The 14,414-nt window shown below is 72.0% G+C and carries 13 protein-coding genes; 3 read left to right on the plus strand and 10 right to left on the minus strand.

The window, feature by feature from the left end:
• Positions 1-127: 127 nt before the first annotated feature.
• Both ACGFWE_RS24260 and ACGFWE_RS24265 read left to right on the plus strand, forming a co-directional pair.
• Positions 128-1,111: an aldo/keto reductase gene (locus ACGFWE_RS24260; RefSeq protein WP_352385936.1), complete on the plus strand. Its 984-nt coding sequence runs from the start codon at positions 128-130 to the stop codon at positions 1,109-1,111.
• A gap of 83 nt (positions 1,112-1,194) precedes the next feature.
• Complete coding sequence (locus ACGFWE_RS24265) at positions 1,195-1,680, plus strand: DUF6328 family protein (RefSeq protein WP_352385934.1); 486 nt, start codon at positions 1,195-1,197, stop codon at positions 1,678-1,680.
• Positions 1,681-1,742: 62 nt separating this feature from the next.
• On the opposite strand, the gene ACGFWE_RS24270 is transcribed toward ACGFWE_RS24265, so the two are convergent.
• The 3 genes from ACGFWE_RS24270 to ACGFWE_RS24280 all read right to left on the minus strand — a co-directional run bounded on the left by ACGFWE_RS24270 (position 1,743) and on the right by ACGFWE_RS24280 (position 4,363).
• Positions 1,743-2,180: an SsgA family sporulation/cell division regulator gene (locus tag ACGFWE_RS24270; RefSeq protein WP_352385932.1), complete on the minus strand. Its 438-nt coding sequence runs from the start codon at positions 2,178-2,180 to the stop codon at positions 1,743-1,745.
• A 61-nt stretch (positions 2,181-2,241) separates the two neighbouring features.
• Positions 2,242-3,297 (minus strand): hypothetical protein, encoded by a 1,056-nt coding sequence (locus tag ACGFWE_RS24275; protein WP_352385931.1) that lies wholly within the window; start codon positions 3,295-3,297, stop codon positions 2,242-2,244.
• 94 nt (positions 3,298-3,391) lie between these two features.
• Positions 3,392-4,363, minus strand: a complete 972-nt coding sequence (locus tag ACGFWE_RS24280) for an LLM class F420-dependent oxidoreductase (RefSeq protein WP_393601657.1) — start codon at positions 4,361-4,363, stop codon at positions 3,392-3,394.
• 87 nt (positions 4,364-4,450) lie between these two features.
• Here ACGFWE_RS24280 and ACGFWE_RS24285 point away from each other — a divergent pair, with 87 nt between their 5' ends.
• The gene (locus ACGFWE_RS24285) at positions 4,451-5,869 is read left to right on the plus strand and encodes a serine hydrolase domain-containing protein (protein ID WP_393601659.1); all 1,419 of its coding nucleotides are present in this window, start codon (positions 4,451-4,453) and stop codon (positions 5,867-5,869) included.
• On the opposite strand, the gene ACGFWE_RS24290 is transcribed toward ACGFWE_RS24285, so the two are convergent.
• The 7 genes from ACGFWE_RS24290 to ACGFWE_RS24320 all read right to left on the minus strand — a co-directional run bounded on the left by ACGFWE_RS24290 (position 5,861) and on the right by ACGFWE_RS24320 (position 14,350).
• On the minus strand, positions 5,861-7,495 hold the full coding sequence (locus ACGFWE_RS24290) for a serine/threonine-protein kinase (protein ID WP_352385925.1): 1,635 nt from the start codon (positions 7,493-7,495) through the stop codon (positions 5,861-5,863). The genes ACGFWE_RS24285 and ACGFWE_RS24290 overlap by 9 nt on opposite strands.
• Before the next feature lie 171 nt (positions 7,496-7,666).
• Positions 7,667-8,626 (minus strand): threonine/serine dehydratase, encoded by a 960-nt coding sequence (locus ACGFWE_RS24295; protein ID WP_393601661.1) that lies wholly within the window; start codon positions 8,624-8,626, stop codon positions 7,667-7,669.
• A 70-nt stretch (positions 8,627-8,696) separates the two neighbouring features.
• Positions 8,697-9,671 (minus strand): polyprenyl synthetase family protein, encoded by a 975-nt coding sequence (locus ACGFWE_RS24300; protein ID WP_393601663.1) that lies wholly within the window; start codon positions 9,669-9,671, stop codon positions 8,697-8,699.
• Positions 9,668-10,708 (minus strand): tetratricopeptide repeat protein, encoded by a 1,041-nt coding sequence (locus ACGFWE_RS24305; protein ID WP_393601665.1) that lies wholly within the window; start codon positions 10,706-10,708, stop codon positions 9,668-9,670. Before ACGFWE_RS24305 ends, ACGFWE_RS24300 begins: the two co-directional genes overlap by 4 nt.
• A gap of 170 nt (positions 10,709-10,878) precedes the next feature.
• Entirely contained in the window at positions 10,879-11,556 is a 678-nt protein-coding gene (locus ACGFWE_RS24310; protein WP_352385918.1) for an AIM24 family protein, read from the minus strand.
• A gap of 56 nt (positions 11,557-11,612) precedes the next feature.
• Positions 11,613-13,076, minus strand: coding sequence for a CAP domain-containing protein (locus ACGFWE_RS24315; RefSeq protein WP_393601667.1), 1,464 nt, complete (start codon positions 13,074-13,076; stop codon positions 11,613-11,615).
• Between the two features lie 68 nt (positions 13,077-13,144).
• Positions 13,145-14,350 (minus strand): serine hydrolase domain-containing protein, encoded by a 1,206-nt coding sequence (locus ACGFWE_RS24320; RefSeq protein ID WP_393601669.1) that lies wholly within the window; start codon positions 14,348-14,350, stop codon positions 13,145-13,147.
• Positions 14,351-14,414: the final 64 nt, after the last annotated feature.

Raw genomic sequence — 14,414 nt, forward strand, 5'->3', positions numbered from 1 at the left:
CTAGGCGGATGTTGACACGTGCATGCCCTGTGTCGAAACGTGTCACCCATGTGAGTGAACAATTCGCAGGCCCCGACCCGGAGCGACTCGTTCCGCGCAGGTCGGCGACGGATGACAGACTGACACCATGGACGAGCGCACATTCGGCAGGTCGCAGCAGCACGCATCCGTGATCGGACTCGGCACCTGGCAGCTGGGGGCCGACTGGGGAGACGTCGACGACAAGGAAGCCCTCTCGGTGCTGGAGGCGGCAGCCGAGTCGGGAGTCACCTTCTTCGACACCGCGGACGTGTACGGCGACGGACGCAGCGAGCAGACCATCGCCGCGTTCCTGAGCGGCAGGCCCGACCTGCATGTGCTGGTCGCGACCAAGATGGGCCGCCGCGTCGACCAGATCCCCGAGAACTACGTCCTCGACAACTTCCGCGCCTGGAACGACCGTTCCCGCCGCAACCTCGGCGTCGACCGCATCGACCTGGTCCAGCTGCACTGCCCGCCGACGCCCGTGTACTCCACGGACGAGGTGTTCGACGCCCTCGACACCCTGGTCGAGGAGGAGCGCATCGCCCACTACGGCGTCAGCGTGGAGACCTGCCAGGAGGCGCTGACCGCCATCGCCCGGCCCGGTGTGGCGAGCGTGCAGATCATCCTCAACGCCTTCCGCATGAAGCCGCTGCGCGAGGTCCTGCCCGCCGCGCGGGAGGCGGGCGTCGGCATCATCGCCCGGGTCCCGCTGGCCTCGGGCCTGCTGTCCGGCAAGTACACCAAGGACACGGTCTTCCCGGAGAACGACCACCGCGCCTACAACCGGCACGGCGAGGCCTTCGACGTCGGCGAGACCTTCTCCGGCGTCGACTACACGACCGGTGTCGAGGCCGCCGCCGAGTTCTCCGCACTGGCGCCCGAGGGCTACACCCCGGCCCAGCTCGCCCTGCGGTGGATCATCGAGCAGCCCGGCGTCACCACCGTCATCCCCGGCGCCCGCAGCCCCGAGCAGGCCCGCGCCAACGCGGCCGCCGCCAAGCTGCCGCCGCTGTCCGAGGACACCCTCGCGGCCGTCCGCGACCTCTACGACCGCCGTATCAAGGACCAGGTCGAGCACCGCTGGTGAACCCGCCCGGCTCCGGGACCCGGCGGCCCGCCGCTCCCGGAGCCGCGCTGTTTGAAAGATCAGTCACCGGATACCCGTTCCGCATGGTGGAGACGGTGAGACGGACGGGCCGCGACGAAACCGAGGAAGAGCGCGCGGACCGCATGTGGGGCGAACTCATCCAGGAGATCCGCGTAGCGCAGACAGGCGTGCAGATCCTGTTCGGCTTTCTGCTGACCGTGGTGTTCACTCCGAAATACGACGATCTGGCCCACACCGACCAGGTCATCTACATCGTGACCGTCGTCCTCGGCTCGTGCGCCACCGGAGCCCTCATAGGGCCGGTCTCCCTGCACCGCCTGGTCTCGGGGCGACGCATCAAACCCCAGGCCGTGCGGATCGCCTCCCGGCTGACCTTCGTGGGGCTGATCCTCCTGCTGACGACCATGACGTGCGCCCTGCTGCTGATCCTGCGGGTGGCGACCCACGACGGTTGGGTGCCCTGGCTCGTCACGGCGGTAGTGGCCTGGTACTTGGTGTGCTGGTTCGGCGTGCCCCTGTGGACCCGGCGCCGCTACACGACGAAGTGACGCGCGGCCCGTCAGGCTCGGGCTGAACCGGAGGGGGGCCGCCACGGCGGCCCCCCTCCGGTTCAGCCGCCCGCGATGACCGAGGCCAGGAAGTCGTCCACTCTGACCTCTTCCTGTCCCGGCGGCACGATCTCGCGGGTCTCGCGCAGGAAGGACGCCAGGGCCGGGGCCCACGCGAAGACCACGGCGTGCTGGCGGCCGCCGTCGGGGCGGGCGTCGCCGAAGAACTCCATGCGCAGCTCCTCCCAGACACCGGTCGAGACGGGGCTGAGCCGCACGTCCCCGACCCCGACCGGACCGCACAGGCCCTCGGCGAGCATTTCCCGGTCCAGCCGCCACCGCGCCAGCACCCGGCCGTCATGGCTGAACACCGCGGTGACGGCGAACGGGTCCGCCGCGTCGTAGCCCAGGTGGACGAGCACGGGGCACCGGCCCGTGCCGCCCGCCTGCAGTTGCACGACCAGAGTCTTGTGCGCGGTTCTGTGGACGAAGGAGTTCACCTGGAGGCCTCCGGGAAGAACGACGTAGAGCCCTCTAGTACCCCTCCTGCGCCCAAGATGCTCAGCCGTCCGGGTGATTTGCCTTCGCACCGCGCAAGGCCGTGATGCACGAGGCGATGGCCTGCTGGAGTTCCTCCAGCTGCTGGACCATGTCGTCCTCGTAGAAGTCCTGGGCGTCGTCGAAGGTCAGCTCCTCGAACACCTTGGTGGCCTTCTGGAGGCTGTTGTAGAACTTCGTCCGCCGCTCCTGGACCCGGAGCTCGGGATCGGCCTCCACGGCCTCGGCGACGAGGGACTTCATGGTGTCGAAGGCCTCGGCCGCCCACTCGCCGGTGTCCTCGTCCTCCTCCAGCTCCTCGAGGAGCGACAGGTGCCGCTCGGCCTCCTGGCGCAGGTCCACCGGCGCGTCGATGGTCTGCCCGGCCGGCGTCCTGACCTGTCCGGACTCGGCGATCTGGCGCACGTATCCGATCCGGTCGGCCGCCCTGCTCTCGGTGGCCACGGCCTTCTTCAGGTCGTCCGTGCGCACCACGTCACGGGCCAGCGAGGCCTGGAGCTCCGGGTCCTCCTTGATCCGGTCGAGGAGCGCGCTGCGCGCGGCCCGGGCGGTGGAGGGGTCCGCGAGGATCGCGGCACGCAGCGCGGTCGGGTTCTCGGCGACCTCCAGGGCCTTCGTCGGCCGGATGCCCTCGGCCTGAGCGGCCTCGGCGATGGCGGTGCCGCGCTCGGAGGTCGCGCTGTTGCGGGAGACGTAGTAGTCGAGCCACACGTCCGCGTCCGGCAGCTCCACCTCCTGGCCCGGCGCCAGCGCCTCGAAGTGCGGGACCATGCCGTCGTCGGCGGCCCGGTCCCAGGCCTTGTAGTAGCGCATGACGCGCTCGGGCGAGCAGCCGGCGAGCTCGGCGAACTCCTTCGCGGACACCTTCGGCGTCTCGTCCGCGCTCTGGCCGCCGGGCCGCACGCTGCGCGCCACCATCAGGGCGAAGGCCCATCCGCCGGTCCGCGCGTAGACCCCGAACTCGCGGGCGTCGCGCGCGACGAGGTCGGACAGGGGCGCGCCGGACGTCTCGGCCGGGGCTTCGGAGGACGTCTCGGACGGGTCGATCGCTAGGGTCACGGGTGTTTCTCCTGGGCAGGCTCGTTCGGACCGCACGATGTGCGGGTCGGAAGCCTATTGCACTCCCCAGGCACCACCCCGGCGGCCGACCCGCTCAGGCGAACGCGTCGCGCAGCGCGGGCAGCAGCGTCTTCTCCGACCAGTCGAGGAACTCCGGCTGCGAGTCGCCGCCGATCTGCACCAGCGCGACCTCGGTGAAACCCGCCTCCGCGTACGGCCGTACGGCCTCGACGAAGGCGTCGGGGTCGTCACCGCACGGGATCGACGCCGCGACGTCGTCGGGCGTGACGAACTGGGTGGCCGACTCGAACGCGTCCGGGTGCGGCAGCTCCGAGTTGACCTTCCAGCCGTTGCCGAACCAGCGGAACTGGGAGTGTGCCCGCTTGATCGCCGTGTCCCGGTCGGGGTCGTAGCAGACGGGCAGCTGCCCCACCCGCGGCTTGCCCTCGCCGCCGTTGCGGTCGAACGCGTCGAGAAGGCCCGCCTTGGGCTCCGTGGCGATGACGAGGTCGGCGAGACGGCCGGCCAACTTGCACGACTGCTCGCCGGAGACGGCCAGTCCGATCTGCGGCGGCTCGTCCGGCAGGTCCCACAGCCGGGCCGACTCCACGTCGAAGTGTTTTCCCCGGTGGTTGACATGACCGCCCTCGAACAGCGCGCGGATGATCTCCACCGCCTCTTCCAGCATCTCGTGCCGCACGTCGGCCGACGGCCAGCCGCCGCCCACCACATGCTCGTTGAGGTTCTCGCCCGAGCCCAGTCCCAGCCGGAACCGGCCCTCCGACAGCAGCTGCATGGTCGCCGCCTTCTGCGCCACCACCGCCGGGTGATAGCGGAAGGAGGGACAGGTCACGTACGTCATCAGCGGAATGCGCGAGGTCGCCTGGGCGGCCGCCCCGAGCACACTCCACGCGTACGGCGAGTGTCCCTGCGTCCGCAGCCACGGGAAATAGTGGTCCGAGGTCACTGAGAAGTCGTAACCCACCTCCTCGGCCCGCACCACATGGCCCACCAGCTCACGGGGGCCGGCCTGCTCGGTCATCATCGTGTATCCGATTTGCACCATGGGATCCGAGTCCCCGGTGACCGGAGGGGAAAACGGGCTTCCGAGGCCCTCTCGATCAAGACCGGTGAACGGGGAGAGGATGTGCCCATGAGTTCCCTGCCCACGAGCACCCCCGCCGCCCAGGGCGTCGACGCGGCCGGCATCCAGGCCTTCCTCGACGCCCTCGAAGCCGAACCGCACCTCGAGCCGCACAGCCTGATGCTGCTGCGCCACGGGCAGGTCGTCGCCTCCGGCTGGTGGGCGCCGTACGCCCCGGACCGGCCCCAGCTCCTCTACTCGCTCAGCAAGAGCTTCACGGCCACGGCCGCCGGGTTCGCCGTCGCCGAGGGGCTGATCCGGCTGGACGACCCGGTGATCTCGTACTTCCCGGAGTTCGAGGCCGACATCACCGACCCGCGCAGCCGCGCGATGCTCGTCCGGCACGTGGCGTCGATGGCCAGCGGCCATGTGGAGGAGACGCTGGACCGGGCGCGCGCACAGGACCGCGACGAGCTCGTCCGGGGCTTCCTGCTGGTCCCGCCGGACAAGGACCCGGGCACCGTCTTCGCCTACAACCAGCCCGCCACCTACACCCTCGCCGCGATCGTCCAGCGGGTCACGGGCCAGAAGCTCACCGACTACCTGCGCCCCCGGCTCTTCGAGCCGCTCGGCATCGGAGAGGTGGCCTGGATCGCCGACCGCAGCGGCCGCGAGCTCGGCTTCAGCGGGCTGCACGCCACGACCGACGCCATCGCCCGGCTCGGCCTGCTGTATCTGCGGGGCGGGGTGTGGGAGGGCGAGCGGCTGCTGCCCGCGTCGTGGGTGGCAGAGGCGACCCGGGTCCAGATCGCGCACGAGGCACCGCCGCTGGGCGACTGGGCGGACTGGCAGCAGGGCTACGGCTTCCAGTTCTGGATGGCCCGGCACGGCTACCGCGGGGACGGGGCGTACGGGCAGTTCTGTGTGGTGCTGCCCGAGCAGGACGCGGTGCTCGCGATCACCTCCGAGACCCTGGACATGCAGAAGGTCCTGGACCTGGTCTGGGAGCACCTGCTCCCCGCCTTCGGCGTCGGCCCGCTGCCCGGCGGTGGCGAGGCGGACGCGGCCCTGGCCGACCGGCTGGCAGGACTGGCCCTGCCCCCAGCGGAGGGCAAGACCGCCCCTGCGGGGAGCACCGGCGTGTTCACGCCCGCCGGTGGTACGTGCGCCGACCAGCCGACTCTGACCGCGATCGAGGTGGACCCGGGCGGCCGGGTCACCCTCGTCGACGACGGTGAGCGGCTGGAACTGGGGCTCGGAGCCGGGGAGAGCGGCTGGACGGTCGTCGACGAGCCCGTGCCCGTCGCGGTGAGCGGCGGCTGGACCGACGCGCAGACCCTCGCCCTCGACCTGGCGTTCCTGGAGACACCGCACCACCTGCTGGTGACGTGCGCGCTCGGCGACCGGACGTTCACCGCGCGCTGGCGCACCCAGCCCCTGCACGGCGGTCCGCTGCTGCGGCGGATGCGGGCGCCGCGCTCAGTCTGAGGGCACGTGGAGGGTGCTCAGGAAGGTGTCCAGCGCCTCCTGGTTCGCGTCGTCGTTCCAGTCGGCCGCCGGGGTCGTCCAGCGCAGTGAGTAGCCGCGGCCCCCGCCGATGAGGAAACCGCGGCCGAAGGTGCGCACCCGGGTGCCGTCGACGTCCTCGACCCACTGCATGTCGGCGGCCTCGCGGTCCTGGTACGTCGTCGCGCGGATGTCACCGAGGCGCTCGTAGCCGGGGTGGTCCTTCAGCCCCGGCTCCACGTCGTCGCGCCACACCACCACGGCATCGGTGCCGACGGCCTTGCTGTAGGTGACGGCGAGCGTGCGCGGGTCACCGGGGGCGCCGAAGGTGACGCGGTACGCCAGGTTCTCCTGGCGCGAGGTCTCCAGCGGTTTCCAGCCCTTGGGCAGGGCGAGGGAGAAGCCCTCGGGGGAGCGGTACTCGCTGTACCCGGGCGGCAGCCCCGTGCCCGCGGTGGCGGTGGCCGTCCTGCTCGGGCTCGGGGTGGGCGTCGGCGACGCGGGCGGGCCGGAGTTCTCGTCGGTGCGGTTTCCGGGGGCGGAGAACGACGGGGAGGGGAGCTCGGGCGCCGGGGCGGGCGCAGAAGCGGAGGCCGACGCGGACGGGGCGGGCGCCTCGCCGGTCGTCCCGCTGTCGCCGTCGGGCAGTGCCTTGGTGACCGTGAGGACGGCGGCGGCCACCGTGACGACGGCCAGAGCGGTCCCCGCGATGAGGAGCCGACTGCCGCGCCCCGGGGCCACGACCGGCAGTACGCGCAGCCGGGACCTGGGCTCCTCCGCAGGGGCCGCTTCGGGATCCTCGTCGAGGACCCTGAGGAGGGCGCCCCGTACGGCCGTGCGGCTCAGCCGTTCCTGGGAGTTCTTGCGCAGCAGCCCCTGCACGGTCGGGGTGAGCGGCCCGGCCCGCACCGGGGCCCTGAGCGGCAGCCGGTCGACCCCCTTCAGGGTGGCCGCGGGACGGTCGCGGTCACGGAACGGCGGACGTCCCTCGACCAGCGTGTAGAGGATCGCGCCGAGCGCCCACAGGTCGGCGGCCGGCCCGATGCGCTCGTCACGGGCCTGTTCCGGGGAGGCGTAGGACGGTGCCGAGAGCCGCGGGGCGAGGGTCGCGCCGGCCAGACCGAAGCCGGTGACGACGACGGAACCCTGATGGTGCACGAACACCTGGCCCGGACTGAGCTCACCGTGGGTGATGCCCTCGCTGTGTGCCGCATCCAGCACCTCCAGCACTTCCAGGCCGATGCGGGCCGCCCGCACATGGTCGAACGTCCCCTGCCGCCCGAGGAGTTCGCCCAGCGGGATGCCGTCGACCGGCTCGGTGACGGTCCACAGGCTGCCCTCCTGAGTGAAGGCGTCCACGACCGCGGCGATCCGGCCGGGGGACAGGATCCGCATGGTCTTGGACATCCGGACGACTCCCGCGGCGGTGCGCAGCGAGGTCTCCTCGTCCGTGCCGGCCGGCAGCCCGATCTCGGTGAGCAGGCAGGGGCGTTCGGCCGAGACGTCCTCGCCGTACCAGCAGGTCCGATTGGTCTCGCGGTGCAGGACGTCCAGGGGCCGGTACCGTCCTGCGACCAACTCGTGTGTGGAGACGTGCGCCTTGACCATGTCATCCCTCGCTGAACCCCTGGCTCTCACCTTTCACAGAGGTACGGCGGGTGCGGCGGGGTGCGTTCAATCAAATCGGCAACCGAGGGAATCCGCTTTCCGTATGCTCGATTTCTGACTCACAAGTCAGTAGAACGAACGCAGTCGAGCACCTCTCTCACCGCACCGCTCTCACCGCAGCCCGAACCGCCCGGCCCAGGCCATCACGTCGGCGGTCGTCGCGTTGCCGCCGCACACGACGAGACCCAGCCGGCAGTCCTCCCCGACCCGCTCCAGCACCTTGCGGGCGGCGGGCAGGAGGCACCCCGCCGCAGGTTCGCCCCACACCTTGGCGTGGTCGGCGAGGTCGAGGCAGCCCCGTACCGCCTCCCGGTCCGGGACCACGAGGACCTCGGTGACCAGAGCCGCCACATGGTCGTACGTCAACTGGGAGACGGACGGCGCGCTCAGCGTGGACACGACGGAGGACAGCGCCACCGGCACCGGGCCGCCCGCGGCGAGCGCCCGGGACATGGCCTCGGCGCCCTCGGTCTCCACGCCCCAGACCCTGACACCCGGACGACGCGCCCGCAGCGCCGCCGCGACCCCGGCGATCAGGCCACCGCCCCCGACGCTGACGAGGACGTCGGTGAGCTCGCCCGCGTCCTCGGCGAACTCCAGTCCCACCGTCCCCTGCCCCGCGATCACCAGCGGGTCGTCGAAGGGGTGGACCAGCGTCAGTCCCTCGTCCCGCAGCCGGTTCACGAGCGAGAAGGCGCCGTCCATGTCGTCGGTCAGCCGCAGCGAGGCCCCGGCCGCCTCGACGATCTCCACGGACCGGGCGGGCGCCGAACGCGGCATGACCACCGTCGCCTTGACGTCGAGCGCCGCCGCCATGTGGGCCAGGGCGATCCCGTGGTTGCCGCCGCTGACCGCCACGACCCCGGCCGCCCGCTCCGCCTCGCTCAGCGACAGCAGCTTGGCCGTAGCCCCGCGCGCCTTGAACGAGCCGGTGCGCTGGAGCAGTTCGAGGTTGACGGTGACCGGAGCGCCGAGCAGCGCGGACAGACCGGGGCTGGGCAGGGTGGGAGTACGTACGACGTGTCCGGCGATCAGCCCGGCCTGCCGCTCGATGTCCGTGATCCCGATCAAGACGGTTCCTTCCGGCGGGGAGAGCTCTTCTCGCACCCTGTCCCCGCGGGCGGCGCAGGTCAACCGGCCCTCAGAGATCGCGCCGGAGCAGGTAGTCCAGCAAAGGACGCAGCTGGTACGCCGTCTCCGCGGCCGCGAGGTGACGGCGTGACTCGGCGAGCGCGGCCGATCTGCCGCCGCACTGCTCGACCAGGGCCGCGATCTCGGGCAGGGGCCCGTCCGACTCCAGGAGCCGCCCCAGCCGCGCCGCCGCAGGAGTCGGCGAGTCGAGCGCGGCCAGCACCGGGAATGTCTTCTTCCGTTCCCGCAGATCACCGTGCACGGGCTTGCCCGTGACCAGGGGATCGCCCCAGATGCCCAGGACGTCGTCGACGATCTGGAAGGCGACCCCCAGATGCCGTCCCGCCCGGTCCAGGGCGGCCACCTCGGCCGGGGGCGCCCCGCCGAGCAGGGCGCCCAGCGCCGCCGCGCAGCCCAGCAGCGCCCCGGTCTTGTGCTCGGCCATGGCCCGGTACTCCGCCGGGCGCACCCGCTCCGGTCCCGTCCAGGGGCGCGAGGCGAACAGGAGATCGTCCGCCTGCCCCCGCACCAGGTCGGACAGGGCAGCGGACAGCAGACGTACGGCGTCGGAGCCGGCGTCGGCGAGGATCTCGACGGCGAGCGCGAACAGGGCGTCTCCCGCGAGAACGGCGGGTCCGGTGCCGTAGGCCTTCCACACCGTGGGGCGGCCGCGCCGGGCCGGGTCGCCGTCCATGATGTCGTCGTGGAGCAGCGAGAAGACGTGCACCAGCTCCACCGCGACCGCCGCGGGCACCCCGGCCCGCCCGGGCGCGCCGGCCGCCTCGGCACCCAGCACGGCGAGCGCCTGCCGTACCCCCTTGCCGCCGGAGGCCACGGCCGGGGCGCCGCCGACCTCGCACCAGCCGAAGGAGTAGGCGGCCATCTCGCTCACCCAGGGGTGCAGCCGGCCGACCGCCTCCTGGAGCGCCGGTTGCACCAACTCGCGGCAGCGGGTGAGGACTTCGGGGACGGCGACGGTCGTCACAGAACCGCCTCCGTCCGCACGCCGAACTCCTCCTGGGCCCGCGTCACCATCTCCCGCGCGTGCCGCAGTCCGGTCCGCTCCAGCACGCGGGCCAGGTCGTCCAGTTCGGCCGCGGTCTCGGCGCGGTCGCGGCCCAGGCGGGCCAGTGCCTTGGCGAGCCCCAGCCGGGCCAAAGCCTCCCCGCGAGGTTCGCTCATGGCACGGAACTCGGCGAGTGCCTGCTCGTACAGGTCGCGGGCCTCCGGGTAACGCCCCGCCCGATAGAAGACGTTGCCGCGCATCTTGTGGTTGTAGGCCAGCGCGCTGGACAGGTTCATCTCCCGGCACGTCGCCTCCGCCTCGGACAGCAGCGCGAGGGCCCGGTCGGTGTCGCCGTCGCGCACCGAGGCGAGGTCGGCGAGCCCGCGCAGCGCCCAGGCGTGACCGCGCCGGTCGTCGGCGCCCGCGGCGATCTGCGCCGCCTCCTCGAACATGGCGAACGCGGTGTCGTACGAGCCGGTGTTGCGGTGCATCTGCGCGATGCCGGACAGCGCCCACACCGTGTGCCGTGCCTCGCCGCGCCGCCTGGCCTCGGCCAGCAACTGCTCGTGCAGCCGGCCGACAGCCTCGTAGTCGCCCTGGATACGGCCGGTCTCGGCAAGACCCGCCAGCGAATAACCGCGCACCACGACATCCCCGCCCCGCTCGCCGAGCTCGGCCGCGAGCCCCAGCAGCCGCCGCGCCAGGGCGAATCCGCCCCGCTGCCGGGCCAGCGTGCCGCCGCTCCACAGCGCCCAGGCCATGCCCGCGGTGTCCCCGGCCCGGCGGGCGGCCCGGTAACTCGCCTTCCAGGCCCGGTCGGCGTCGGCGACCCGGCCGAGCCTGCGCTGCGCCTCGGCGATCGCGAGTCCGGACCGGGCCGCCTCCCCGTGCCGTCCGGCCCGCTCGGCCGCTCTCAACTGCTCGGTGCCGGCGGCGAGGACGTCGTCCAGCGAGGAGTTCACGGAGAGAGCGGTGAGCGCGCCCTGGTACTCCGGGGCGAATGCCTTGCCGTACATGTATGCCTTTCCGTCCGTATACACCCCATCTCTACATGCGATGTATACATGGTGCGTATAGCGCCGTGAAAATGAGCCCCGACCCGGAGGCCGGGGCGTCGTTCGTTGCCGGTCAAGACGTGGACGGAGCCGGACGGGTTGCCTGTGAGGCGCAGATCACTGCCCGGGCCTCAGTGTTGCTGCGCCTTCTGCGGGGTCACCTCGCTCGGCCGTACGACGACATAGCCCGAACCCTGCAGCATCAGCTGCACCGCCTCGCCCGAACCGCCGCGCAGCATCGAGCCGATGGACTGCGAGCGGTGCAGCGAGGTGTTGAGGCCCGCCGTCCAGCCGACCACCGCGTCGGTGTCGACGTACACGGGGAACTCCGGCGAGACCGGGATCACCAGCGGGTTGCCCTCGCAGACGAGACCGAGCCTGCCGTGGCCCGTGAAGACGCTGTTGAACAGACCGCCGCCGGCGATGCCGGCGCCCTTGACGGTCGAGATCCGGTACGCCAGCGAGGCGTCGAAGCACAGGACGTTGCGGCCGTTGACGGTGAACTCGTCGCCCTGTTCCACCTCGACGACGAAACAGTTCTGTGCCTCGTGCGCGAACCAGGCCTCGCCCTGTCCGCGCACCGCCATCAGCGGCAGCCCCTCGCCGGTCATGGCCCGCTTGAGCATGCCGCCCACGCCCTGGCCCTTGCGTTCGAACTGGAGATTGCCGCGGTAGGCGACCATCGCCCCCTGACGGGCGAGCATCTCGCCGTGCACCGCGTACCGGATGCACTTGGCGTTCTCGACCGTCATGCCCGGCGCGGTGGCCGGTTGCACCATGTGCTCACTGGAAAAGAGGTCACCCTTCATGGGGGCATCCTGGCCCGGAGGGATCCCCTCCGCCAAGATCCCGACCGGTAGGGGAGTCAGGCGCCGAACAGCTGGGTCCAGTACGTGCCCGCCGGGCCGCCGCCCGCGAACCCGATCCCGATGTGGGTGAAGCCGGGCTTGAGGATGTTGGCGCGGTGGCCGGGGCTGTTCATCCAGCCCTCGACGACCTCGCCGGCGGAACGCTGGCCGCACGCGATGTTCTCCCCGATCGAGCGGCGGTTGGAGCCCGCGGCGGCGGCCCGGTCCCAGGGCCGGCTGCCCTCCGGCGAGCTGTGGGAGTAGAAGGCGCGGACCGCCATGTCGGTGCTGTACGCCTGTGCGGCACGGGCCAGCAGGGGATCGACGGCGAGCGGCGGCAGACCGGCGCGGGCCCGCTCGCGGTTGGTGAGGCCGACGACCTCCTCGCAGGTCCGCGCCAGGTCGGCGGGGCTGAGCGGCCTGGCCCACAGGGCTGTCCAGTACGTGTCGCCGGAGCGCCCTTTGGTGGCGTGCGCCAGTCCGACGTGGCTGAATGCCGGGTCGTGCAGGGTCCGCCGGGGCTGCTCGGTGCGCAGACAGTACTCGACGAGCTCGGACGGGTTGCGGGGGCCGGAGACGAGGTGCTCGCCGACGGTGACGTACGCGTATCCGGTGGCGGTGAGCCGCTGGAAGACGGAGACACCGTCGGGGCCCTCGACGCCGAGCCGGCCCGCGGCGGCCATGGCCGAGGCGTGGTGCCGGGCGGCTTCGGTGAGCCGGGGGTCGAGCGTGACCGGGGGTGAACCGGCCGTGGAGCGGGCGGAGTTGACGAGTGCGAGGAAGGTCGCCAGATCGGGGGCGGGCGCGGCGGCAGGCGGTGCTCCCGGTGCCGTGGACGTCGCCCGCGCAGGGGCAGGAGCGGCAGGGCCGGTCCTCGATGCCGAGGGTGACCGGGCAGGGGGCACGGTGTCAGGGTGTGCTCCCGCAGCGGCCGGGGGTGCGGTGGCCCGCCGTGTCCCCGGTGCCGTCAGTGACGCGTAAGGCGTCGCGGGCGTCGGTGTGTCGTCGACGACGTCCACCCCGAAATCCCGCGCCAACCCCGCGAGCCCGTCCGCGTACCCCTGTCCCAGCGCCCGCAGCTTCCAGCCGTCGCCCCGCCGGTAGATCTCCGCGAGCAGCAGCACGGTCTCCTCCCGGGGCCGTGGTGGCGCGAACCGGGCCAGCGGGCGACCGCCGGGGCCCGTGACCTGGAGGACCGGGGCGGGCAGCCGGCCCAGGGGAGTGCCGGGGTCGGCCGGGCTGACGACCACCGTGACCCTGGTGGCGCCCGCGCGCAGTCGCCGGGGATCGACGGTCAGCGCGTCACGGGAGAGCCGGGCGCCGGGCGCGACGGGCTGGTTGTAGAACACGAAATCCGCGTCACCCCGAACCTTGCCGCCCTCGTCCGTGACGAGGGCGGAGACGTCGAAGGGGCCGGACACCCGCACGGTGACGGCCCCCTCGGGGAGGGGCAGATTGCCCCCGGGGACCAACTCGCTCATCGTGCCGCCCTGATGTCGTCGTTCGCCGGGAGAACGCACACCGGGGCACAGGGGTTCCCGGAGTGTGCTCAGTCCAGCGTGAGCGCCGGCGCCATGTCCTCGTGCCGCTCCACCGGAGCCTTGCCGCGCGGAGCCTTGACCGTCTTGGCCGCCTTGCCGCAGAACGCGGAGTCCAGGGTGCGCAGCATCGTGTTGAGGACCGTGCCGTTGTTGGACGTGTTGGCGACCGCCGCGAGCGTGCGCCTGCCGTCCTTCGAGGCGAAGGCGTACGTGTAGAAGCCCTGCACGGCACCGGTGTGCCCGTACACCGAGACCCCGCACGACAGATCGCGACGGCGCAGCCCGAGGCCGTACGCCTGGCTGCTTCCCGACGGCATCCACCGTTCCATCTGGGCCAGTTGCGCGGCCGAGGTGAGCCGGCCGCCGAGCAGGGCGGACAGGAAGGTGTTCAGGTCCCGGGTGCTGGAGATGAGCGCGCCCGCGCTCTGCGCCCACGACACGGTCTGTTCGGTCGCGTCGACGAGCGGGGCGCCCGCCTGGTCCGGGGTCAGATAGCCGCGCGTGTGAGGGCCGGGGATCGTCATGCCGGGGTGGACGTAGAACGTGTCGCGCAGCTTCAGCGGCTCGATGATCCGGTGCTCGTACTCCGTCCGCACCGGGTTCCCTGTCAGCCTCTCGATGAGCATCCCGGCGACGACGAAGTTGGTGTTCGAGTACGCGTACACCGCGCCCGGCGCGTTGGTGCGCGGGTGCTGCAGTGAGAGGTTCACCAGTTCCCCGGGGGTGAAGACCTTCTTGCGGACCGCCTCGAAGCCCGGGACCGTCTTGGCGAACATGTCGTTCGTGTAGTCGTACAGGCCGCTGCGATGGCCCAGGACGTGCCGCACCGTGATCCGGTCGTCCGGCAGCAGCCCGGGCAGGTACCGGTTGACCGGCGCGTCGAGCTTCAGCTTGTTCTCCTCCACCAGTTGGAGCAGGACGACGGCGGTGAAGGTCTTGGTGACGCTGCCGATGCGGAACCGGTCGGCGTCGCCCATCGCCCGCGCGCTCGAGCGGTCCGCGACGCCGACCGCGGCCCGGAACACCGTGCCTCCGTCGTCGATCCGGGCCATGGACCCCGGCGCGCCCTGCGCCTGAGCCGCACTCAACACACTCCGCACACCCGCGAGGTCCACCGCGGGGGCGCCGGGTGACTCGGCGTGGGCGGGGACCGTGAGAAGGGGCAGCAGAACCGCTCCGGCCACCGTCCCGACCACCACTCGTGCTGATGTCATACGGCTCTTCTCCTTCACTGGTCACAGCAACGGCACAGCCAATCCTGCTTCTTTTATTGACGTC

The sequence above is a fragment of the Streptomyces sp. NPDC048523 genome (genome assembly GCF_043199815.1).
Taxonomy (GTDB): Bacteria; Actinomycetota; Actinomycetes; order Streptomycetales; family Streptomycetaceae; genus Streptomyces.

Bases quoted from the DNA above. Each gene is read 5' to 3' on its own strand.
- ACGFWE_RS24290 (WP_352385925.1), bottom strand. From the start codon at position 7,495: ATGGTCAAGGCGCACGTCTCCACACACGAGTTGGTCGCAGGACGGTAC.
- ACGFWE_RS24265 (WP_352385934.1), top strand. From the start codon at position 1,195: ATGGTGGAGACGGTGAGACGGACGGGCCGCGACGAAACCGAGGAAGAG.
- ACGFWE_RS24315 (WP_393601667.1), bottom strand. From the start codon at position 13,076: ATGAGCGAGTTGGTCCCCGGGGGCAATCTGCCCCTCCCCGAGGGGGCC.
- ACGFWE_RS24305 (WP_393601665.1), bottom strand. From the start codon at position 10,708: ATGTACGGCAAGGCATTCGCCCCGGAGTACCAGGGCGCGCTCACCGCT.
- ACGFWE_RS24310 (WP_352385918.1), bottom strand. From the start codon at position 11,556: ATGAAGGGTGACCTCTTTTCCAGTGAGCACATGGTGCAACCGGCCACC.
- ACGFWE_RS24320 (WP_393601669.1), bottom strand. From the start codon at position 14,350: ATGACATCAGCACGAGTGGTGGTCGGGACGGTGGCCGGAGCGGTTCTG.
- ACGFWE_RS24285 (WP_393601659.1), top strand. From the start codon at position 4,451: ATGAGTTCCCTGCCCACGAGCACCCCCGCCGCCCAGGGCGTCGACGCG.
- ACGFWE_RS24260 (WP_352385936.1), top strand. From the start codon at position 128: ATGGACGAGCGCACATTCGGCAGGTCGCAGCAGCACGCATCCGTGATC.
- ACGFWE_RS24280 (WP_393601657.1), bottom strand. From the start codon at position 4,363: ATGGTGCAAATCGGATACACGATGATGACCGAGCAGGCCGGCCCCCGT.